Here is a 21,567-nt window from a genome sequence, read left to right on the forward strand (position 1 = left end):
AAAAAAGCCAAGAAAATCCAACCTTTACTTCAAATGAGAGCAGCAGTTATGAACTTGAAACATTCTCTGTTAGCCATTGCCATGTCTACCGTTTTTGTCAGCCAGGTCCAGGCAGCCGATGCCGCCAAGCAGGCCGTGGTCGACTCCCTCGCCAACAACCTGGTGGTCAAGTATGAAGTGGTCACCAACGACGGTGCCGGTGCCGGCCTCGATTGCCAGGCACTCGGTTCCGAGTGGGCGAGCTGTGGCGTTGCCAAGCTGCACCTGACCAATACCGGTGCGGACGTGACCTCCAAAGACTGGAGCATCTACGTCTCCTCCATCCGTCGTATCCAGCGTGTGGATAACGACCAGTTCACCATCACTCACCTGACCGGCGATCTCTATCGTTTGACGCCAACCGAGAAGTTCCAGGGCTTTGCCAAGGATGCCACGGTCGAAGTGCCGCTGGTGGTGGAATACTGGGTACTGTTCGAATCTGACATCATGCCGAACTGGTATGTTGCCAGCGAAGGTGCCGAGCCGAAAGTACTGGCCAGCATGAGCAACATCAATGATGCCAGCACCTACGAGAAGCCGATGCCGGCTGATGGCTGGAAGCGCACCAAGGATGACAAGAACATCCTGATGAACAGCGAGACCCGTTTCGCGGCCAACCAGACCAGCACCCTGCTGCCAGCTGGCAAGATTGACAACCAGATCCTGCCGACCCCGATGAAGCAGGTAGTCAAAGCTGGCCCGCAGGTTGACTTCTCTACCATCAAACTCAATGCCCTGGATCTGCCGAGCGATCGCGCCGAGGCCCTGAAGGCTCAACTGACCAAGCTGGGTGTTACCCTCTCCGACACCGGCTACCCGGTGACCATCAAGCTCGGCAGCAAGCTCAAGCAGGCTGAAGGCTATGACATGACCATCGGTCAGAAGGGCACCGTGATCCAGGGGCGCGACATCGACGGGGCATTCTGGGGTGCACAATCCCTGATCTCCCTGCTGGGTGTTGATGACAAGCTGGTGAGCCCGATGACCGTCGAGGATGCGCCGCGCTTTGAATACCGTGGCATGCAGACCGACGTGGCCCGCCACTTCCGCAGTCTGGATACCATGAAGAAGCTGGTTGACCAGATGTCTGCCATGAAGCTCAACGTGCTGCACCTTGGCCTGACCAACGATGAAGGCTGGCGTCTGGAGATCCCGGGTCTGCCGGAGCTGACCCAGGTCGGTAGCCAGCGTTGCCACGACGAGTCCGAAACCAAGTGCCTGATGCCGCAACTGGGTTCCGGCCCGACCAGCGACAACCAGGGTTCCGGTTTCTACAGCAAGTCTGACTACGTGGATCTGGTGCGTTATGCCAAGGCCCGCGGGGTGACCGTGATCCCCGAGATCAACATGCCGGCCCACGCTCGTGCTGCCGTGGTCTCCATGGAAGCGCGCTACAAGCGTCTGATGGCGGAAGGCAAAGAAGCGGAAGCCAACCAGTTCCGTCTGACTGATCCGGCTGACACCTCCAACGTCACCTCGGTCCAGTTCTACGACAAGATGTCCTTCATCAACCCTTGCCAGCCGGGTGCTGCCACCTTCGTGGCCAAGGTAATGGATGAAGTAGCCCAGATGCACCAGGCCGCCGGTCAGCCGCTGACCGCATGGCACTACGGTGGTGATGAGGCGAAGAACATCATGCAGGGCGGTGGCTATCAGGATCCGGCCGTCACCAAGAAAGAAGAGCTGGTCGCCTGGAAAGGCAACGTCGACTCCAGCAAGCAGGACAAGCCGTTTGGCAAGTCCCCGATGTGCCAGAAGATGATCGACGAAGGCAAGATCAAGGAAGTGGGCGAGCTGCCGGTTTACTTCGCCAAGGAAGTGGGCCAGATGGTCAAAGATCGCGGCTTCTCTACCCTGCAGGCGTGGGAAGATGGTCTGAAGTACGCCAGCGGTGCCAAGGACTTCGCCACCGACAACACCCGTGTCAACTTCTGGGAAACCCTCTACTGGGGTGGCTTCAACGAAGCGATGAAGTGGGCGCACAAGGGTTACCAAGTAGTGCTGTCCAACCCGGATTACCTCTACTTCGACTTCCCGAACGAAGTACACCCGGCCGAACGTGGCTACTACTGGGCAACCCGTTTCAACGACACACGCAAGGTGTTCGCCTTCGCCCCGGAAAACCTGCCGCAGAACGCCGAGACTTCGGTTGACCGCGACGGCAATGCCTTCGTGGCCAAGGGTGACCAAGATCCGGTCAAGTTCAAGGGGATCTCCGGTCAGCAGTGGAGTGAAACCGTGCGTACCGATGCTCAGTATGAGTACATGGTCTACCCGCGTATCTTCTCCGTGGCCGAGCGTGCCTGGCACAAAGGTGGCTTCGAGCTGAACTATGTGAAGGGTCGCGAGTTCTCCGGCGAGACCAAGTTCGTCAACAAGGCCACCCTCAACAAAGAGTGGAACCAGTTTGCCAACGTACTGGGTCAGCGCGTGCTGCCGAAACTGGATCAGGCCGGTGTTGAATACCGCCTCTCCGTACCGGGTGCCAAAGTGGTGAACGGTGTGCTGGAAGCGAACGTGGATCTGCCGGGTCTGCCCATCCAGTACAGCTTGGACGGTACCAACTGGAGTGCCTATGACGCCGCGGCCAAGCCGAGCGTGAATGGCAAGGTCTACCTGCGTACCACCAGCTTCGATGGCAAGCGCACCAGCCGCGTCACCGAACTGAACTGATAGCAGTCAACCGTTAACATGAGGTGGGTCGCAAGACCCACCTTTCCCAAGGACGATGCGCATCTGCTTTGGGAAAGGTTGACTGTGCGTGTGAGCCTTTGTTGTGTGTAATTGTCTGTTTTGTGTTTTTCATCACTTTCAGCCCCGCCTCGTGCGGGGCTTTTTTATGCATTTGGTGTGCAATGTGCCAAGCCACGCCGTTTTTAGCGGTGCAATGGCCGGGAAATGGCCCGGAAGTGCCAAATTCAGGTTGAGACAGCGCCCGTAATAAGGGATCATACCCGGCTTGACGGCGGGGGGATGAGGGTGCCAGCCGGCACAACTTCCGCCAGTGACGCTTTTTTGAGGTGAGCCATGAGTCAGGCGAACAGCCCAACTAACTTTATTCGTCAGATCATTGATGAAGATCTGGCCAGCGGTAAGCACAGCAGCGTGCATACCCGTTTTCCGCCCGAGCCGAACGGTTATCTCCATATCGGCCACGCCAAGTCCATCTGCCTGAACTTCGGCATCGCCCGCGACTATCAGGGCCAGTGCAACCTGCGTTTCGATGACACCAACCCGGTGAAGGAAGATATCGAGTACGTAGAGTCCATCAAGCAGGACGTACAGTGGCTCGGCTTCCAGTGGAACGGCGAGATCTGCTACTCCTCCGACTATTTCGACAAGCTGCACGGCTACGCCATCGAGCTGATTGAAAAGGGTCTGGCCTATGTGGACGAGCTGACGCCCGAGCAGATGCGCGAGTACCGTGGCACCCTGACTGAAGCTGGCAAGAACAGCCCGTTCCGCGATCGCAGTGTGGAAGAGAACCTGGCGCTGTTTGCCAAGATGAAGAATGGCGAGTTCGCCGAAGGCACCGCCTGCCTGCGCGCCAAGATCGACATGGCATCTCCCTTCATGGTGATGCGTGATCCGGTTATCTACCGCATCAAGTTTGCCCACCACCACCAGACCGGTGACAAGTGGTGCATCTACCCGATGTATGACTTCACCCACTGCATCTCGGACGCGCTGGAAGGGATCACCCACTCTATCTGTACCCTGGAGTTCCAGGACAACCGTCGTCTGTACGACTGGGTGCTGGATAACATCACCATCGACTGCCACCCCCGTCAGTACGAATTCTCTCGTCTGAACCTCGAATACACCGTCATGTCCAAGCGCAAGCTGAACCTGCTGGTGACCGAGAAGCATGTCGATGGTTGGGATGACCCGCGCATGCTGACCGTCTCCGGTCTGCGTCGTCGTGGTTACACCCCGGCCTCCATCCGCGAGTTCTGCAAGCGCATCGGCGTCACCAAGCAGGACAACATCGTCGAGATGAGCATGCTGGAAGCCTGCATCCGTGAAGACCTCAACGAGAATGCGCCGCGCGCCATGGCCGTGCTGCATCCGGTGAAAGTGGTCATCGAGAATCTGGCTGCCGACGAAGTGCTGACTGCCCCGGCCCACCCGAGCAATGCCGAGATGGGGACCCGCGAGCTGAACTTCACCCGCGAGATCTTCATCGACGAAGCGGACTTCAAAGAAGAGGCGAACAAGCAGTTCAAGCGTCTGGTGCTGGGCAAGGAAGTGCGTCTGCGCAATGCCTATGTGATCAAGGCCGAGCGCATCGAGAAAGATGCCGATGGCAAAGTCACCTGCATCTACTGCTCCTACGACCCCGAGACCCTGGGCAAGGATCCGGCCGATGGCCGCAAGGTGAAAGGGGTGATCCACTGGGTCAGTGCCACTCACTCCCTGCCAGCGGAAGTGCGTCTCTACGATCGTCTGTTCAAGGTACCGAACCCGGGCGCCGAGGATGACTTCGAAGCTGCGCTGAACCCGGAATCCCTGGTGATCATCGAGGGTGCCCGTGTCGAGGCTTCCCTGAAGAACGCCAAGCCGGAGCAGGCTTATCAGTTCGAGCGTGAAGGTTACTTCTGCGCCGACAACAAGCTCTCCAGCCCGGAGCATCTGGTGTTTAACCGCACCGTTGCCCTGCGTGACTCCTGGGGCAAGGTAGAAGGCTAACTCAGTAGGGCAGGGGAAACCCTGCCCTGTGTGCTGCCAGCGGCCTGCGCCGGACAATAAAAAAGCCAGCATCAGCTGGCTTTTTTATTGTCCGTTATCTGCAAGTCGCGGCCGACTTATTCGTCGTGCTTGCATTCACCGGTAGCACAGTGACCGTAGAGGTAGAGGCTGTGGTTGGTGAGACGGATATTGAATTTCTTGGCGATCTCGCGCTGACGCTGTTCGATCACTTCGTCGGAGAACTCGATCACCTTGCCGCAGTCGAGGCAAACCAGGTGGTCGTGGTGCTCCTGAGTGGCCAGCTCGAATACCGACTTGCCACCTTCGAAGTGGTGACGGGTAACGATACCGGCATCATCAAACTGGTTGAGAACGCGATAGACGGTAGCGAGACCAATCTCTTCACCCAGGTCGATCAGTCGTTTATAGAGATCTTCGGCGCTGGTGTGCTGGCAGTCCGGCTGTTGCAGGATTTCCAGGATTTTGACCCGGGGCAAGGTGATCTTGAGCCCGGCCTTTTTTAACGCTTGGTTGTTGTCTGCCATATTCTACTTATTCGCATTCTCGAAGGTGGGGTTATTCTGATGGACTGCCGCAGGAATGGCAACCTTGAACTCGCTTGGCCTGTCATTATAGGTCGTAGCCTCCCTAAAAATAAACCCAGCAATTCAAGGGGTTTAGCCATAAATGGCCGGTTGGATTGAAATAATCAATCGTGTCGTCCGACTTGCTGGCATGGCAGATGTTGATAAGATGTAACTTTCATATTCTGGTCGGATGAGATCCATGGATTGGCTTTTTGACAATGCGGCCTGGGTGCGCCGCGCACTCAACGCCTGGCCCCCTTTCTGGGGCGCCGGTATCAAGATAGAGACCCTGAGCGATGACTTTCGCTACTGCCGGGTTACCCTGAAATCCCGCTGGTGGAACAAGAATGCCAACCGCACCCAGTTTGGCGGCAGCATGTTTGCCATGACAGACCCCATCTATCCACTGATGCTGATGGGCTACTTCAAGAATCGCTACTACGTCTGGGACAAGGCGGGCAGCATCAACTACATCAAGCCGGGCAAGGGCAAGCTGGTGGCCGAGTTTAACCTGACCGAGGGCAAGCTGGCCGAAATCATGGCGGCGACTGAAGGTGGCAACAAACACTTCCCAGAATTCGAGGTCTCGGTGCAGGACAAGAGCGGCGAGCTGGTGGCGCAGGTCAAGCGCACCCTCTATGTGCGGGCCAAACCGGAGCACAGAGGTGAATAACAGGGGAGAATAAAGGCAGGCATCGCAACAAGCAGATACAACAAGGGCCCCGTCGGGGCCCTTGTTGTCAGAGAGAAGAGGGGAGGCGGATTACTCCAGCTCGCCCAGGCACATCTCTTCGTGCAGCTGCTTGCACCAGCCCTTGACGCGCTCGGCGGTCAGCTCCGGCTGGCGATCTTCATCGATACCCAGACCGACAAAGTGCTTGTCATCGACCAGTGCCTTGGAGGCTTCGAACTCGTAGCCGGCAGTCGGCCAGTGACCGATGATGATGGCGCCTTTGGTTTCGACGATGTCACGCAGGGTGCCCATGGCGTCGAGGAAGTACTCGGAATAGTCTTCCTGATCACCGCAACCGAAGATGGCGACCAGCTTGTTGGTGAAGTCGATTTCGCCCAGATCGGGGAAGAAGTCGTCCCAGTCGGCCTGGGCTTCGCCGTAGTACCAAGTCGGGATGCCGAACATCAGCAGATCAAAGCTCTCGATGTCGGCCTTGCTGCTCTTGGCGATGTCACGGACTTCAATCAGGTTTTTGCCCAGCTCTTTCTGGATCATCTTGGCGACAGCTTCGGTGTTACCGGTATCGCTGCCAAAAAACAGACCTACACTTGCCATAGTGTTTAGTTACCCGTATTTGGTGTTAATGCTCAACGCTCAGACTGCAATGTCCACCGCAAAGGCGGACTCAATCTGTTGTTTCAGGATAGATTGGATCAGCTCGGCTCGGCTGATGTTCTGTTGTAACGCAAGTTGGTTCAGGCGCTCCAGCAACTCGGCCTCCACCTTTAACTCTACCCGCTTCAGCCCATTTTCCCGATCGCGCTTAAGCTGGTTACGCTTGTTGATCTTGAGCTGGGTCTCGCGGGGGAGTGGATTGGTCTTTGGCCTGCCGGGGCGCTTCTCATTTGCGAACAGATCCAGTGTTGTTCGATCAGTTTGCTGTTTGGCCATACATCACAGATGAAAATAAGTTAGCCGAGTCCTGAGCCTTCCCAGCCCAGTTCGATCAGCCCCTTGGCGACAAAACCCGCACAACCCAGAAACAGTACCAACCAGACGATAAAACGACCGAAACGGGGCACGTTGCCGCGCTTGAGCACGTCCTGAATGGCCAGGCCAATCAATATGAAAATGGCCACAAAGAATAACTTGAGGCCCAAACTTTCGATCAGGTCGATATGTTCACTTAGCATGGATTGCGCACACTCCTTATGACCGGCGCACTATATCACAAAGGATTTGAAACTGTTAACCGCCTGTCGACAGGAAATCCACAACCAATTTGTTGAACAGAGCCGGTTTTTCCGCATGCAGCCAGTGGCCGGTACCCGCGATGACACGCACCTTTGCTGCCGGGAATTGGGCCAGTGCCGTCTCGCTGTATTGGGGCTGCATATAGTCAGAATCCCCCCCCTTGATAAAGAGCACCGGCCCCTCGAAGCGGCGTTCATCGTCTGGCCAGCCCATGATGTTGGCGTAGTTTTGCTCAAGGGCGGGCGCATTGAAGCGCCAACCCCAGCCATGCTCGCCTCTGGCGAACGATTTGAGCAGGAACTGGCGCACCCCGGCGAGCTCGATATGCTGCGCCAGCATGGCTTCCGCTTCACTACGGCTTTGCGGCGGCGTATGCAGGGTGGCGTTGAGTCCGGCGAACACATTCTGGTGGCGGGAATGGGGATAGGCGACTGGCGCCATGTCGGCCACTACCAGCTTGGTCACCCGCTCAGGCGCCAGCTTGGCGACCTGCATCGCCACCTTGCCGCCCATCGAGTGGCCAATCAGGGTCGCTTCGGCAATATTCAGCCGATCCATCAGGGTCAGGATATCGGCTGCCTGGGCCGGATAGCTCATCTCGCTGCTATGAAAGGAGGCACCGTGGTTGCGCAGATCGACGCTGATGACCCGGTACTGTTCACAGAGAGCACGGGCCAGCAGGCCGAGGTTGTCGAGGCTGCCAAACAGGCCGTGGATCAGAATGACCGCCGGGCCCTGACCCAGCTCCTTGAAGTTCAATATGCTGTTTTGTTGCAAAATGACACCTTGTCGGTCGTGGGTGCGTATCGCTGTTTTATTTAACGCACTGGAAAGAAAAGGATTTCGTCCAACGGATGGGGAATAAATGTGGTTTTTTTTCTAAAAAATCCCGTCCGGATCGGCTATCAGTGCGGCTGATCACACACTTGGCCCGCTATTATGCCGTATTCTCGATGAGATTCATGTACATCTGCCAGCCCCTTGCTTGGGCTGTCGGGTTTGCCTATGTATAATCGCCGCATCCGAATTTCGACGAGTCCAGCGCATCCCTATGAAAACCATCGAGCTTGATGACGATCTCTACTTCTATATCGCCAGCCAGACCCGGCACATTGGTGAGAGTGCCTCCGATATCCTGCGCCGTCTGCTGGAACAGCCTGCTCACCAACGTGTGCCGGTTGTCGAGCCCGTTGCTGTCGCGCAGCCCAGTACGGTAGCCACCCAACAAGGGCTGCAAGCCTTGCTCGATTCTGGTGAGCTGCAAAAAGAAGAGAAGTCCATCAACCGCTTCATGCTGGTGCTGAGTACCCTCTACCGGGATAACCCGGAAGGCTTTACCCAGGCCACCGAAATCAAGGGGCGCAAGCGCGTCTATTTCTCGCAGGATCCCGAGGCTCTGCGCGCCAGTGGCAGCACCACCAAGCCCAAGCCGGTACCGGAGACCCCGTTCTGGGTGATCACCAACACCAACACCAGCCGCAAGCAGAACATGGTTGCCCAGCTGATGGCCAGCATGGGCTATGGCGAAGAGGTGATCGTGCAAGTGTGTGGCGCCATTTAACGATTCTTCAAGACTCAGGCCTTGCCCGCAAGGCCGCCATTACGCAAGGAAAACGCCATGGCTCAGCATTCCCACGCCGGTCAACCGGCCCGTTTAAGCGACCTGACCAACATCCCCCGTCTGGTCAGCGCCTACTACCTCAACAAGCCGGACATGAGCCGCCCCGAGCAGCGGGTGGCCTTTGGTACCTCCGGCCACCGTGGCAGTGCCCTGCACAATGCCTTTACCGAATCCCATATTCTGGCGGTGACCCAGGCACTGGTGGAGTATCGCCAGCAGGCCGGTATCACTGGCCCGCTATTTGTCGGTATGGATACCCACGCCCTGTCCGAATCCGCCTTTGCCAGCGCTGTCGAAGTGCTGGCCGCCAACGGCGTTGAAACCCGCATTCAGGCTGGCCTCGGCTTTACTCCGACCCCGGTCATCTCTCACGCCATCCTGCGCCATAACGCGGGCAAGCCTGCCGCGCGCGCCGACGGCGTGGTGATCACTCCGTCCCACAACCCGCCGGAAGATGGTGGCTTCAAGTACAACCCGCCCCACGGTGGCCCCGCCGAAGGGGAGATCACCAAGTGGGTGGAGGACCGTGCCAACGCCATTCTGGAAGCGGGTCTGGCCGGTGTGAAGCGGATGCCGTTCGCCGATGCGCTCAAGAGCCCGTTCGTGGTCGAGCACGACTATGTCACCCCTTATGTGGATGATCTGAAGAACGTGCTGGATATGGATGCCATCAAGAACGCGGGCATCAAGATCGGTGTCGATCCGCTGGGTGGCTCCGGCGTTGCCTACTGGGACGTCATCGCCAAGACCTATGGCCTGAACATCGAGGTGGTGAACTACAAGGTCGACCCGACCTTCTCCTTCATGACCCTGGATAAAGACGGCAAGATCCGGATGGATTGCTCCAGCCCGTTCGCCATGGCGAGCCTGATTGCCCTCAAAGACAAGTTCGACATCGCCCTTGGCAACGACCCTGACTACGATCGTCACGGTATCGTTACCAAGTCTGGCCTGATGAACCCGAACCACTATCTGGCGGTGGCAATCCAGTATCTGTTTACCCATCGCACCGGCTGGTCTGCCGATGCGGCTGTCGGCAAGACGCTGGTCTCCTCTTCCATGATTGACCGGGTGGCCGGCGAGATTGGCCGCACCCTCAAAGAGGTGCCGGTCGGCTTTAAATGGTTCGTGGATGGCCTCTACAGCGGCGAGTTCGGCTTTGGCGGCGAGGAGAGCGCGGGCGCCTCCTTCCTGCGCAAAGATGGCACAGTCTGGACCACCGACAAGGATGGCTTCATTCTGGCGCTGCTAGCGGCGGAAATTCTGGCGGTGACCGGCAAGGATCCGCAGGCCCACTACGACGCACTGGAAGCCAAGTTTGGCCGCTCCAGCTATCGCCGTATCGACGCACCGGCCAACAGTGTCCAGAAAGCGGTGCTCTCCAAACTGGATCCGGCGCTGGTGGAAGCCTCCACTCTGGCGGGTGAGCCCATCATCGCCAAGCTGACCAAGGCGCCGGGCAACGATGCCGCCATCGGCGGCCTCAAGGTGGTGACCGAAAACGGCTGGTTCGCGGCGCGTCCCTCCGGCACCGAGTCCATCTACAAGATCTACATGGAGAGCTTCAAGGGCGACGCGCACCTCGACCTCATCCAGCAGGAGGCCCAGCAGATCGTCTCCGCGGCACTGGCCAAGGCTGGTGTATAAGCCATCTTCAAGTCACTGACCGCTGACTAAAAAGAGGAGCCGAAATGGCTCCTCTTGTTTATGCGTGGGTTGAGGTGGTCTGGTGTTTACGCCTCGTTACAGATCCCTGTACTCGCTCGGCGAGCTTGCCAACGTTTGAAGAAGGGGCGTGCTGGCAGCTTCATCAGGAACAGTGAGAGCAGGATCACCCCGATGCCGATCCACTGGCTGACATCCAGGGTTTCACCCACCATCAATACCCCAAGCGACACAGCCATCATGGGATTGGTGAGGGCCAGCATGCCCATCACCTCTGGGCCGTGGTGCTTTAATCCCCACAACCAGGCCCAGTAGCCCAGCGCGGTATTGAGCAGGATCAACCAGAGCAATCCCGGCGCACTAGCCGGATCCGGTAACGGCATTGGGCCAGCTAGCCACCAGGCGAGCGGGATCAGCATCAAGCCCCCAAGCAGCAATTGCCAGGCGGTCAGCGCCAGCAGATCGTTTACCGGCCAGTGGCGCATCCAGCGGCTGGATTGGCCGATCAGCACTGTGGCCAGCATGGCGCATGCAACTCCGACAGGATCCAGATTGGCAGAGGGGTTGAGCAACAGTAATACCCCAGCCAACCCCATCAATCCCTGCAGTAGCCATTTCAGGCTCGGTCGTGTGCCATCTTGCAACCAGGCCAGTAGCATCAGCACCAGCGGCAGGGTGGCACCAAGTGTACCTGCTACTGCCCCCGGCAGCCGGAAGGCCGCCACAAACAGCAAAGCGAAGAAGGCGGTAATGTTGCAAAACGCCAACAGGAACTGCTTGCCCCAGGGCAGAGGCGGCATGCGCGGATGCAACAGTAACAAGAGCAGCCCAGCAGGCAGTGCCCGCCATACGGCAACCCAGTAGGGTGAGTAGTCAGTCAGGTAGAGGCTGACGACAGCATAGGTGCTGCCCCACAGCAGTGGAGCCAGCAAGGCGATCAGCATTGGCATTATTTATCTCATCATAAAGTATCTTTAAATAAAGATAAATTAGCGCCAAATTGATTTATCATCAAGTATCTCGATATAAAGATAAGTAGTTGGCGATGGAATCAGATCATGTAGACCTGCTGCTGGCTCAGTGGGCCCGGCAGCGACCGGATCTCGACTGTTCTCCTATGGGGGTGCTGGGTCGGGTAGCCCGGATGGCGGCAATTGCCGGTCGTGAGGTGAGTGAAGAGCTCAAGGAGTGCGGCTTGCTTGGCACGGACTTCGACATTTTGGCGACCCTGCGTCGGTCGGGTGAGCCACTGACGCCGACAGTGCTCTACCAATCGGCCATGTTGAGTTCGGGTGCCATGACGGCCCGGCTCGACAAGCTGGCCGAGCGGGGACTGATAGAGCGGCAAGCGGCGCCCAGCGATCGGCGCAGTCTGCTGGTCTGCCTCACCGAATCGGGCAAAGCGCTTATCGACCGGGCGGTTGAGCTGCACGTGGCCAACGAGCGTCGCCTGCTGGCGCCACTGACCGAGGCGGAGCAGGCTCAGTTAGCGGCACTGCTCAAACGCTGGTTGCTGGAAAACGAATAACAAAAACGGGCCAGTAGGCCCGTTTTTGTTGGCAAATCAGTGCTTTACTCAGTAACCGCCTTTGGCCTCTTTCACCGCCAGACCCAGCTGCCACACCGCCATGGCGTAGTGGGTGCTGTGGTTGTAGCGGGTGATGGTGTAGAAGTTGGGCAGGCCGTACCAGTATTGGTAGCCGGTGCCGACATCGAGGCGCAGCAGGCTCGACTCGCTGTGGTTGCCCAGGCTACTGGTTGGCGTCAGCCCAGCACGGCGCAGGGTGGCGACCGGGTAGCGGGTCTGAAAGCCATGCTCATAGCCGGGCAGTTGGCCCTGACCGCGCACCGCAACCGGTTGGCCTTTCTCCCAGCCGTGGGCCTTGAAGTAGTTGGCGACGCTGCCGATGGCATCCACCGGATCCCACAGGTTGGTGTGGCCGTTGCCGTCAAAGTCCACCGCATAGCGCTGGAAGCTGGAGGGCATAAACTGGCCGTAGCCCATGGCGCCTGCATAGGAGCCCTTGGGTTCGGTGGGATCCATCCCCTCGTCGCGGGTCATCACCAGGAAGGCTTCCAGCTCGCTGGTGAAGAACTCGGCACGACGCGGATAATCAAACGCCAGGGTGGCCAGCGCATCCAGAATGCGGGTCTTGCCCATCACTCGGCCCCAGCGGGTCTCGACCCCGATAATGCCGACGATGATCTCAGGCGGCACCCCGTAGACCTGCTCCGCCCGGTTCAGCTCGCTTGCGTATTCACGCCAGAAGTTGACGCCGTTCTGTACGTTGTCGGGGGTGATGAACTTGGCGCGATAGCGGTTCCAGGCACCGGTCGGGCCGGTGGGCTTGGCGGTGGTCGGCGCCTGGGCATCCATCAGGCGGATGATCCAGTCGTAACGCTCTGCCTGTGCCAGCACCTGATGCAGCTGGGCGTTGTCAAAACCGTGCTTCTCGACCATCTTCTGGACGAATCTGTCCACGTTTGGGCGATTGGCGAAGTCCCCCTTGCTAACCCCTTGTGTATAAACGGGTTTGCTCGATGGCGCCTGATTGATAAAGGCGCTCTTGGGCTGGGGGACGACCACGGGCTTTGGCGCTGGGGAGCTGCTGCAGCCACCGAGCAGGGGGAATAACGACAGAGTGAGAAGAGAGGCAAGGCGACGCATAGGGTTCTCAAAGAGACTGATAAAAGTGCCGTCATGGTAAAACATTGTCATCCCCGTGCAAGTGTTCCGTGTGCCTTGTTTGCCGCCAATTCATCGTGCGATGGATTAGCCCTTCTGTGAGGGCTGTGCTGTTTCGCGCTGGGGGTGACGCAGGGTGTGGTAACCGCTCCAGAGCCGGGTCAGGGTGGTGATGGCGCAGAGCATTGCAAAGCCGTAGGCGAACGGGGCGAAGGCGGTGGGCCACAGGCACATCAGCACAAAGAGGGCGATGGTTTCGCTCCCCTCGGTGAGGCCGCCCAGATAGTAGAGGGATTTGTGGTGGTAGACCGGATTGTCGATCCCCCGCTTGCCCGCCATGATGGCAAACGCCAGAAAGCTCGACCCTGTGCCCATAAAGGCAAACAGCAGGGTGGCGGCGGGTAGCGCATTGGCGGGGGCGGCGAGGGCAAAGCCCAGCACCACGGCGGCGTAGAAAATAAAGTCGAGCGTGATGTCGAGAAAGCCGCCGCAATCGGTGATGCCGGTTTCCCGCGCCACGGCGCCATCGAGCCCGTCCAGCAAGCGGTTGAGCAGGATCGCCCCGAGCGCCCATTGATAGCAGCCAAAGGCCAGCAGCGGCAGCGCCAGCATGCCGATGGCAAAGCCGCTGAGGCTCACCTGATTGGCACTGATCCCGGCACGGCAGAGCGGTTTGGCAAGCTGGGTGAGAGGGCTGCGGATCACGGGGATCAGATGGCGATCAAACAAGGTGAACACTCCTCGGTTAACAGTGGCATTCGGTGAGGTTGAGTATGGTGCCCGGCGCATCTTCTTCGTCGTGGGTCACCAGAATAGCGGGGATGGCCAGCGCCTTGATCTGCGCGAACACCAGTTCGCGAAAGGCGGCCCGCAGCGGCTTGTCGAGGCGGGAGAAGGGCTCGTCCAGTAGCAGGGCGTCGGGTTCGGCCAACAGCGCTCGCAGCAGACTGACCCGCGCACGCTGACCCCCTGACAGCAGCTGTGGCAGCTTGTCAGCCTGATCTGCCAGTGCGACCTGCGCCAATGCGGCCAACGCCTTTTCCCGCCGCGCACGTTTTCCCTTGATGATCGCAGGCATGCCGAACATCAGGTTCTCCGCCACCGTCAAATGGTCGAACAGAAGGTCATCCTGAAACAGCATGCCGATGCGCCTCGCTTGCGCGGGCAAGGCGTTGAGTGGCCGCTCGCCGAGCCTTATCTCTCCCTCCAGCCGGATCGGGCCATTTCCTGTCAGCGCGCTGGGCAGTACCCCCGCCAGCCCTGCCAGCAGGGAGCTTTTACCGCAACCGCTCGGCCCCATCAGGGTCAATACCTCGCCGGGGGCCACCTGCAGGGCAGGGAGCGAGAGCAGCGGATTTTCATCAAGGTAAAGTCGAAGAGGTGTGGTGCTCAGCATATGGCTGTTTCCATCATCAGAGTTCATCGTGAGCCGCCCCCCTTGAGCGCCGGATTGATCCGTGCCGGCAGCCAGAGCGCCAGCAGATAGATAACGAGCGGCAGCAGCAGTTGCAGCAGGCCGTAGAGCCCCGCCAGCCGCCGGTTGAGGCCGCTGCCGATGGCCACCGCTTCGGTTGTGATGGTGACCACTCTGCCCGCGCCAAAGAGCAGGGTCGGCAGATACTGGGCCAAACTCACGGCTGCCCCGACGCCGAAGGCAAACAGCAGCGGGCGCGCCAGCAGTGGCGCTTTCACCTGCCACCAGGCTCGCCACGGCGTGGCCCCCAGCAGCAGAGCGCTTTGGGTGATCCGTGGATCGAACTGGCGATAGGGGCCGTGCAGGCACAAATAGACATAGGGAAAGACAAACAGCAGCTGGCTCCAGAGCACCCAGCCCCAGCCAATACCGCTGCTTATCGAGTCATGTGCAAGCCAGTCCAGCCCGAGCCGGATACCAAACAGCAGGCTCGCTTGCGGCAGCAACAGCGGCAGGCAGATAAGCCAGAGCGGCCAGGGGCTGCGGCCGGCTTGTGCCTCCAGACTACACACCGCCATCATCAGTGCCAGCAAGCCGCTCACCAGCGCCAGCAGTGTGCTGGTTGTCAGCAGCGGCAGCAGGGTTGGCAGCAGATCCAGCCAGTAGTGACTGCTCCACTGGCTGGGCCGGAGGGCGGGAAAGGGCCAGCGGCGCGCCAGTGACCAGAGCAGCAGCGCCGCCAGCACCGCCAGATTGAGGGTGATCAGGGTGAAGGCAAAGCCCGCTGCGAGCCGGTTGGCAAAGAAGTGGGGCGCCGCCCGTTTGCCATCGAGCCAGCAGCCTTTGCCCATCTCTTTATGAAGCCACTCCAGTAATCTGAACAGGGCGATGAGCAGTGCCGTTATGGCGAGCAGCAGCAGGGCGCCGCTGGCGGTGGCGCCGCGCCAGAGCAGGTCCGGATCCTGATACCAGAGCCACAACCGTACCGCTAGCGGGGCGGGGGCGCCGGGCCCGAGCAACTGGGCGAGATCCACCACCGCCACTCCGTAGGCCGCCACCGCATAGATGGGCAGGCGCAGGGCGGGCCAGAGGGCGGGCAGCAGCAGGCGCCACCAGATCTGTGGGGCGCTAAAGCCAAGGCTCGCCCCCAGCCACTGCTGGCGTGCCAGCTGGATAGGTTGCTGTGCGGCCATCGCCATCAGCAGCAAAAAGGGGGTCTCTTTGAGAACGAGCAGTGCAATCAGCCCGAGCCCCCAAGGGTCGCGAATGGTCTGCCAATCGGGAGGCAGTTCAAACCCGGTCAGAGCTGGCGAGACGAGCCGCAGCAGCCAGCCGGAGGGGGCGAGCAGAAAGGCAAAACCGATGGCAAAGGCGACGTGGGGCATGGCCAGCATGGGCGAGAGCAGACGACGGAGCAGCCCGAAAGCCCGGCTGTTGCTGTGGGCCAGCAGCAGGGCGGTCAACAGCAGACTACCGAGGGTCGAGGCGGCGCCAATCCACAGACTCAGCGCAGCGGAGTGCCAAAGACCGGGTTGGGCGAGCAGCAAGGCGAAATGAGAGGCGGTCATCCCCTCCGCCAGCAGTTGCCATAGCCCTGCCAGCAGAGGGATGACGAAGAGCGCCAGATAAATGACCGCCATCCCCGTACTCATACTGGGGGGGCGTGTCAACCGGCGCCACGGTCGGGAGCGGGAAAGCGGGTGACCAGCGGCACTCATCAGTGACCGTAACGCTCGGCCCAGGCGGCTTCGAGTCTCAGTTGCCAGCTGGGGTGAGGCTCGGCCACCGCTTTGAAGCGCAGTGCCGGTTGCTCTTTGGCGGAGTCAGGCAGGGCATCGGCCCGCAGCACGCTGGGATCACCCCAGAAGGCCGGATTGGCCTTGCGCGCCTGCGCCGCCGGGCTCAGCAGGAAGTTGGCCACCACCTTGGCACCCGCACGGGCACTGGCGTTGAAGGGGATGGCGAGAAAATGGCTGTTGGTGAGCGCGCCTTTGCTCATGGCGACCGCCTCTACGCTGGGGGGCAGGGCGCCAATCTGGGCGGCGCTCTGCGCCTCCTGCGGGTTGAAGCTGATGGCCATGGCCAGCTCGCCATCATCGAGCAGCTGGCGGGTTTCGGCGGCGCTGGTGGGGAACAGTTTGCCCTTGCGCCAGAGTGCCGGATGCAGCTCATCGAGCCAGGCCCAGAGCGGGGCGGTGAGCTGGGCAAAATCGCTCTCGGTCGCCTCCCGATAGAGGGGGGCGGGGTTTGGCGTCAACTCCAGCAGGATCTGCTTGAGAAAACTGGAGCCATGGAACTGGGGCGGCTTGGGATAGGTGAAGCGGCCGGGATGGGCCTTGGCCCACGCCAGCAGGGCTGCAGCCGAGGTGGGCGCTCTGGCGACCTCTTCGGTATCGACCATCAGATTGAGCTGGCCGATGCCCCAGGGGGCTTCCAGTCCTTCCACCGGCAGGGTGAAGTCCTCACTCACCGGCAGGGTGCTGTCGACCAGTGCCATGTTGGGTAGCTCGGCGGTAAAGGGAGCACCGAGCAGCCCCTGCTCCTTGAGCGCCTTGAAGTTCTCGCCGTTGACCCAGAGCAGGTCGATGGGCCCGCCAACTTGCTTGCCCGTATGCTTGTTGGCCAGCAGCTGGCTGACGCTCTGGGCGATGTCATCCACCTTCACCTGCACCAGCTTGACCTGATAGTCGCGCGCCAGCTCCTGCCCGGCCCACACCAGATAGGCGTTGATCTCCGGGCTGCCGCCCCAGGCGTTGAAGTAGACGGTCTGCCCCTTCGCCTCCTCAAGGGTCTGTTGCCAGTTGTCATCAGGGCTGGCTAACAGCGGGCCGCTGGCCAGCAGTGGCAGGGCGCACAGCAGGGCGTTTAGCCGCTGTTTGAGCTGTGAGTTGAGTTGTGAGAATGGCTTGAGCATAAACGTTTCCCTGATTGTCAGGCGCCACGGCGCCAGCGGTGATAACGGGCCAGCAACGCCAGCACCCGGGTGGGCTGGTGGGCCCGTTTCCATTCACCCGCCACATATTTGTTTCCCTCCATCAGGGTGGGATAGGCGTGAATGGTGCCGAGGATCTTGCCAAGGCCGAGGCGGTGACGCATGGCGAGCACAAATTCGGCGATCCGTTCACCGGCGTGAGTGCCCACTATGGTGGCGCCAAGGATAGTATCCTTGCCCGGCACGGTCAGCACCTCGACAAAGCCGTGGCGTTCCCCATCGGCAATGGCACGATCCAGCTCGGCCAGCTCGAAGCGGGTCGCCTCGAAGGGAATCCCCTGCGCCTCGGCTTCCTTGCGATTGAGGCCAACCCGGGCAATCTCCGGCGTGGTGTAGGTGGCCGCCGGAATGACCCGATAGTCGGCCCGAAAGCGCTTGAACTGGCCAAACAGGGCATTTACTGCCGCATACCAGGCCTGATGGGCGGCAAAGTGGGTGAACTGGTAAGGGCCCGCTACGTCTCCCACCGCCAGTATGCTGGGGAAGTTGGTGGCAAGAAAACCATCGACCGCTATGGTGCCGCGGGGGGCCAGCTCGACCCCTAATGCTTCGAGCCCGAAGCCGCTGACGTTGGCGACCCGACCCAGTGCCAGCAGCAGTTGATCCCCTTCCACCACCTGTGTCTCATCGCCTCGGCGCAGTTGCAGCCGGATGGGGAGATCCCCCTCGGCTGCGGGCAGATAGTCGGCTCGTTCTGCGCGCCAGCCGGTGAGTAGCTGCACGCCATCTCGGCTCATCTGCCCGGCCAGGGCGTCGGCTACCTCTCTCTCTTCGCGGGGCAGCAGTTGCTCCGAGAGTTCCACCAAGGTCACGGGAATGCCGAGCAGGGCGAAGCTCTGGGCCAGCTCGCAGCCGATGGGGCCACCGCCCAGCACCAGCAGGCGGCGCGGCGGGGTGCGCAGTTGCCAGAGGCTATCCGAGGTGAGGTAAGGCACCTGATCCAGCCCCGGCAGCTTGGGCACCAGCGGCCGGGCGCCGGTGGCGATAACGATATGGCGGCTGGCAAGGCGCTGGCCGTTCACTTCTACCTCCCAGGGGGAGACCAGCCGCGCCTCTCCTTCGATGCACTCCACTCCAAGCCCCTGATAGCGTTCGATGGAGTCGTGGGGCTCGACCTCCTTGATAACCTCAGCCACCCGCTCCATCACGGCGGCAAAATCGGCGCGGGACTGGCTTGGGCTAAAGCCCAGCTGGTCGGCTTTACGCTGCTCTGCGGCAAAGCGGGCGCTTCGGATCAATGCCTTGGAGGGGACGCAGCCGCTGTTGAGGCAATCGCCCCCCATCTTGTGTTTCTCGATGAGCGCCACCTTGGCCTTCACCGCTGCCGCGATATAGCTGGTAACCAGCCCACCTGCACCCGCACCGATCACCAGCAGGTTGTAGTCATAGCGAGCGGGTTTGCGGTAAGGGGCGAGCAGGCGCCGCTGGGCGAGGTGTGTGGTCAATTTCTTGACCAGCCAGGGCATCAGGCCGAGCAGGGTCAACGCGACCATCAGGCCGGGGGAGAGGATATTGCCGGTGCTGGTTAACTGGCCAAGCTCGCTACCCGCCAGCACATAGACGAAGGTGCCGGGCAGCATGCCAAGCTGGCTCACCCAGTAGTAGGTGCTGACTCTGATGGGGGTGAGCCCCATCAGCAGATTGACCAAAAAGAAGGGGAAGATGGGGATGAGGCGCAGGCTGAGCAGATAGAAGGCCCCCTCCTTTGCCATGCCGGACTGAAAGGTGGCCAGCTTGTCGCCAAAGCGGGCGGTGACCCAGTCGCGCAGCAGAAAGCGGGCGCTGAGAAAAGCCAGGGTTGCGCCTATGGTGCTGGCGAAGGAGACCAGCAGCAGCCCCCAGGCGACGCCGAACACAGCGCTGCCACCCAGGGTGAGCAGGCTGGCACCGGGCAGGGAGAGGGCGGTGCTCAGTACATAGATAAGCACGAACAGCAGGCTGGCCGAGACAAAGTGGCTGTCGACCCATTGCGCCACTGCCGCCTGCTGGGCCTGCAAGGCGTCCAGAGTGAGGTAACGACCGAGATCGAGGGCAAAAAAGGCGCCGATAAGGCTCCCCATCACCAGTGCAAGCAGCAGGCGGGTCCGGTTCATCAGGCGTCCTTGCTGTCTGGCTGGGCGGGGCGTTCCGGCTGCACCGGCAGCTGACAGAAGCCCTGCGGCGCGATATCGAGGGCGGCGTTGAACTTGGCCGACATGTTCTGGAATGCGATAAGGCCGGTCAGCTCCACCATGGCATCGTCGTCGAACCAGGGCTTGAGGCGGGCCGCCTGTTCATCGCTCACCCCATCGAGGCCAGTCATCGCTTCGGTATAGTCGAGCACTGCTTTTTCCCGCTCGTCAAACAAGGGGCTTTCGCGCCAGTTGGCCAGCGCCTCCACCTTCTCGCTTGAACCAGCTCTCTTTACCAGGGTCATGGCGTTGATGTCGACGCAAAAACGACACCAGTTGAGCTGGGAGACCCGCACCGTCACCAGCGAGCGCAGCACGGGATCGATGGGGGAGCGCTTGCGGTTGATGACACCGTAGAGGGTGGCGACGGCGGCAAAGAGACGCGGCGAGCGGCCCCAGCACTTGCCCGGAATAAGTACCTGACCATAGTTGCGCTTTTGCAGCCAGAAAAAGGGGCGGATAAACCAGGCATATTCCCGGTCGGGTTTGACCTCAACGCGCATCAGTTACCTTCTTGTTGTTTCACACTTATGGTTTCAAATTGGGTTTGTAGGCTTGGCCGAGGCGCTCGTTCAGGCGGATCAGGAAATCCTCGATCCGCGCCCGGTTGGTGCCCAAGTCGCTTTGCCCCTGACGGGAGGCTGATCGCATATCAATGCGGGTCTCTTTGGGGCCGGCAAAGACCCGCAGCGCTACATCATCTTGAAAGCCGAACCAGCCGGTGGTGACCACGGCATCCAGGCCATCGGGGCTGGGTCGCACCTGCCAGCCCAGCTCCTGCATCAGTTCGTTGGCTTCAATCACCACTTCGGCAGGAGAGGCCCTGGTAAAGAGAGGACCGGGTTTTGCCTCAACTGCTTTCAGCGGAGCGCTATTTATTGGCAGATCCTGCGCCGTTCTGAGCTCTGCCGCCCAGCGTAGCTGGGGGGGATTGTAGGGATCTGTGCTCACATCGTTGATCAGCGGCATGCGCAGCGCCTGTGCCACAAATGTCAGGGGCAGCAGTAGCGGTAAGGCGCCAAGGCCGCTGGCATAGCGGTTACGGCTCCAGGGCAGGCGCACCAGCAAGATCAGGGAGACAAGGGCTCCGATGAGACAGATCGCAAAACCTATCCACCAGGGCCAGAGATGAAAGCGGCTGCCGAGGGCGCCAGCGAGCGGGAGTAACCAGGCCAGCAGGGGCCACAAGCAAGAGCGGGGCATAGCACGGGATCCATCGTCGAATGTGGACAATGCCGAGAAGGATAAACTTAATTGCCTGATAACGTTAGTAAATTGATGAGAGTTTGGCGTGGTTTTGGCCAGTTTTGCGAGGAAGATGCAGAGGTCGGTGAAGCCCGCCTGACGGGAGCTTCACCGAGAAGATGGTCAGTTGCGATGACTTAGTTGCGATAGAGCACTTTGATCAGGTGAAAGCCGAACTTGGTGCGCACCGGCCCCAGCACCTTGAGCAGTTCGCCCTTGAAGACGGCATCGTCGAAGGGCTTGACCATATCCCCTTTATTGAACTCCCCCAGATCGCCGCTGCGTTTTGCAGAAGCGCAGGTAGAGAAGCGCTTGGCCATCTGGCCGAAGTCGGCTCCCTTCTCGATCTTCTCCTTGATCTCCAGACACTGTTTTTCGGTCTTGACCAGAATGTGCTGGGCACAGGCTTTTTTCATCGGGGCGCTCCTGGGAGTGATGGCGAAGGTTGTTAACGCCAAGGGTGGTGGCAAATCGGGGCGCAAGAGTACCCCAATTTGCCACCGGCGTCAGCCATCACTGCCCGCCCTTTAT

General features: G+C 60.1%; 21 protein-coding genes. 6 read left to right on the plus strand and 15 right to left on the minus strand.

Translation table 11 applies throughout. The features are described from left to right. The first annotated feature begins 48 nt into the window (after positions 1 to 48). Both I6L47_RS21460 and glnS read left to right on the plus strand, forming a co-directional pair. Positions 49 to 2,712, plus strand: coding sequence for a beta-N-acetylhexosaminidase (locus I6L47_RS21460; RefSeq protein ID WP_005334304.1), 2,664 nt, complete (start codon positions 49 to 51; stop codon positions 2,710 to 2,712). A gap of 354 nt (positions 2,713 to 3,066) precedes the next feature. Then, on the plus strand, positions 3,067 to 4,728 hold the full coding sequence (gene glnS / locus I6L47_RS21465) for a glutamine--tRNA ligase (protein WP_005350535.1): 1,662 nt from the start codon (positions 3,067 to 3,069) through the stop codon (positions 4,726 to 4,728). Between the two features lie 116 nt (positions 4,729 to 4,844). Here the strand turns inward: glnS and fur are convergent, their stop codons facing one another. Next, the gene (gene fur, locus I6L47_RS21470; protein WP_005334301.1) at positions 4,845 to 5,273 is read right to left on the minus strand and encodes a ferric iron uptake transcriptional regulator; all 429 of its coding nucleotides are present in this window, start codon (positions 5,271 to 5,273) and stop codon (positions 4,845 to 4,847) included. Between the two features lie 241 nt (positions 5,274 to 5,514). Between fur and I6L47_RS21475 the strand changes: the two genes are divergently transcribed. Then, entirely contained in the window at positions 5,515 to 5,988 is a 474-nt protein-coding gene (locus I6L47_RS21475; RefSeq protein ID WP_021231104.1) for a DUF4442 domain-containing protein, read from the plus strand. A gap of 90 nt (positions 5,989 to 6,078) precedes the next feature. On the opposite strand, the gene fldA is transcribed toward I6L47_RS21475, so the two are convergent. Genes fldA through I6L47_RS21495 form a run of 4 tightly spaced genes read right to left on the minus strand, consistent with a single transcriptional unit; the run spans position 6,079 to position 8,019 of the window. Next, entirely contained in the window at positions 6,079 to 6,603 is a 525-nt protein-coding gene (gene fldA, locus I6L47_RS21480) for a flavodoxin FldA (RefSeq protein WP_216948323.1), read from the minus strand. Positions 6,604 to 6,642: 39 nt separating this feature from the next. After that, positions 6,643 to 6,939: a LexA regulated protein gene (ybfE, locus tag I6L47_RS21485; protein WP_005334297.1), complete on the minus strand. Its 297-nt coding sequence runs from the start codon at positions 6,937 to 6,939 to the stop codon at positions 6,643 to 6,645. A 20-nt stretch (positions 6,940 to 6,959) separates the two neighbouring features. Beyond that, positions 6,960 to 7,181: a DUF2788 domain-containing protein gene (locus I6L47_RS21490; RefSeq protein WP_005334296.1), complete on the minus strand. Its 222-nt coding sequence runs from the start codon at positions 7,179 to 7,181 to the stop codon at positions 6,960 to 6,962. A gap of 55 nt (positions 7,182 to 7,236) precedes the next feature. Continuing rightward, positions 7,237 to 8,019, minus strand: coding sequence for an alpha/beta fold hydrolase (locus I6L47_RS21495; protein WP_254204784.1), 783 nt, complete (start codon positions 8,017 to 8,019; stop codon positions 7,237 to 7,239). 274 nt (positions 8,020 to 8,293) lie between these two features. Here I6L47_RS21495 and seqA point away from each other — a divergent pair, with 274 nt between their 5' ends. Next, positions 8,294 to 8,803, plus strand: coding sequence for a replication initiation negative regulator SeqA (gene seqA / locus I6L47_RS21500; RefSeq protein ID WP_216948324.1), 510 nt, complete (start codon positions 8,294 to 8,296; stop codon positions 8,801 to 8,803). 57 nt (positions 8,804 to 8,860) lie between these two features. Further along, positions 8,861 to 10,510 carry a phosphoglucomutase (alpha-D-glucose-1,6-bisphosphate-dependent) gene (gene pgm, locus I6L47_RS21505; RefSeq protein WP_216948325.1) on the plus strand — a complete coding sequence of 550 codons (1,650 nt, stop codon included), beginning with the start codon at positions 8,861 to 8,863 and terminating at the stop codon, positions 10,508 to 10,510. A gap of 86 nt (positions 10,511 to 10,596) precedes the next feature. Here pgm and I6L47_RS21510 read toward each other — a convergent pair whose 3' ends face one another. Beyond that, positions 10,597 to 11,478 carry a DMT family transporter gene (locus I6L47_RS21510; protein WP_216948326.1) on the minus strand — a complete coding sequence of 294 codons (882 nt, stop codon included), beginning with the start codon at positions 11,476 to 11,478 and terminating at the stop codon, positions 10,597 to 10,599. 95 nt (positions 11,479 to 11,573) lie between these two features. Here I6L47_RS21510 and I6L47_RS21515 point away from each other — a divergent pair, with 95 nt between their 5' ends. Next, a complete protein-coding gene (locus tag I6L47_RS21515; protein WP_005334289.1) occupies positions 11,574 to 12,056 on the plus strand; it encodes a MarR family winged helix-turn-helix transcriptional regulator in 483 nt (160 codons plus the stop codon). Between the two features lie 48 nt (positions 12,057 to 12,104). Here I6L47_RS21515 and mltB read toward each other — a convergent pair whose 3' ends face one another. From mltB to I6L47_RS21560, 9 genes are all read right to left on the minus strand, one after another. Continuing rightward, positions 12,105 to 13,196: a lytic murein transglycosylase B gene (mltB, locus tag I6L47_RS21520; RefSeq protein ID WP_216948327.1), complete on the minus strand. Its 1,092-nt coding sequence runs from the start codon at positions 13,194 to 13,196 to the stop codon at positions 12,105 to 12,107. A gap of 105 nt (positions 13,197 to 13,301) precedes the next feature. Then, positions 13,302 to 13,943, minus strand: a complete 642-nt coding sequence (locus I6L47_RS21525; protein WP_216948328.1) for a CDP-alcohol phosphatidyltransferase family protein — start codon at positions 13,941 to 13,943, stop codon at positions 13,302 to 13,304. 16 nt (positions 13,944 to 13,959) lie between these two features. Next, complete coding sequence (locus I6L47_RS21530) at positions 13,960 to 14,610, minus strand: ATP-binding cassette domain-containing protein (RefSeq protein WP_216948329.1); 651 nt, start codon at positions 14,608 to 14,610, stop codon at positions 13,960 to 13,962. A gap of 23 nt (positions 14,611 to 14,633) precedes the next feature. Then, complete coding sequence (locus I6L47_RS21535) at positions 14,634 to 16,268, minus strand: ABC transporter permease (protein WP_216948330.1); 1,635 nt, start codon at positions 16,266 to 16,268, stop codon at positions 14,634 to 14,636. Between the two features lie 77 nt (positions 16,269 to 16,345). Next, entirely contained in the window at positions 16,346 to 17,542 is a 1,197-nt protein-coding gene (locus I6L47_RS21540) for an ABC transporter substrate-binding protein (protein WP_216948331.1), read from the minus strand. Between the two features lie 17 nt (positions 17,543 to 17,559). Further along, a complete protein-coding gene (locus I6L47_RS21545; RefSeq protein ID WP_216948332.1) occupies positions 17,560 to 19,713 on the minus strand; it encodes an FAD-dependent oxidoreductase in 2,154 nt (717 codons plus the stop codon). Continuing rightward, the gene (locus I6L47_RS21550; protein WP_021231092.1) at positions 19,713 to 20,294 is read right to left on the minus strand and encodes a carboxymuconolactone decarboxylase family protein; all 582 of its coding nucleotides are present in this window, start codon (positions 20,292 to 20,294) and stop codon (positions 19,713 to 19,715) included. The genes I6L47_RS21545 and I6L47_RS21550 overlap by 1 nt, the downstream gene beginning before the upstream one ends. A gap of 25 nt (positions 20,295 to 20,319) precedes the next feature. Beyond that, a complete protein-coding gene (locus I6L47_RS21555) occupies positions 20,320 to 20,994 on the minus strand; it encodes a DUF1499 domain-containing protein (protein WP_216948333.1) in 675 nt (224 codons plus the stop codon). A 179-nt stretch (positions 20,995 to 21,173) separates the two neighbouring features. Next, positions 21,174 to 21,452 carry a peptidylprolyl isomerase gene (locus tag I6L47_RS21560; protein WP_005334269.1) on the minus strand — a complete coding sequence of 93 codons (279 nt, stop codon included), beginning with the start codon at positions 21,450 to 21,452 and terminating at the stop codon, positions 21,174 to 21,176. Positions 21,453 to 21,567 lie beyond the last annotated feature (115 nt).

Source organism: Aeromonas sp. FDAARGOS 1417 (genome assembly GCF_019046985.1).
GTDB classification, from domain to species: Bacteria; Pseudomonadota; Gammaproteobacteria; order Enterobacterales; family Aeromonadaceae; genus Aeromonas; species Aeromonas veronii.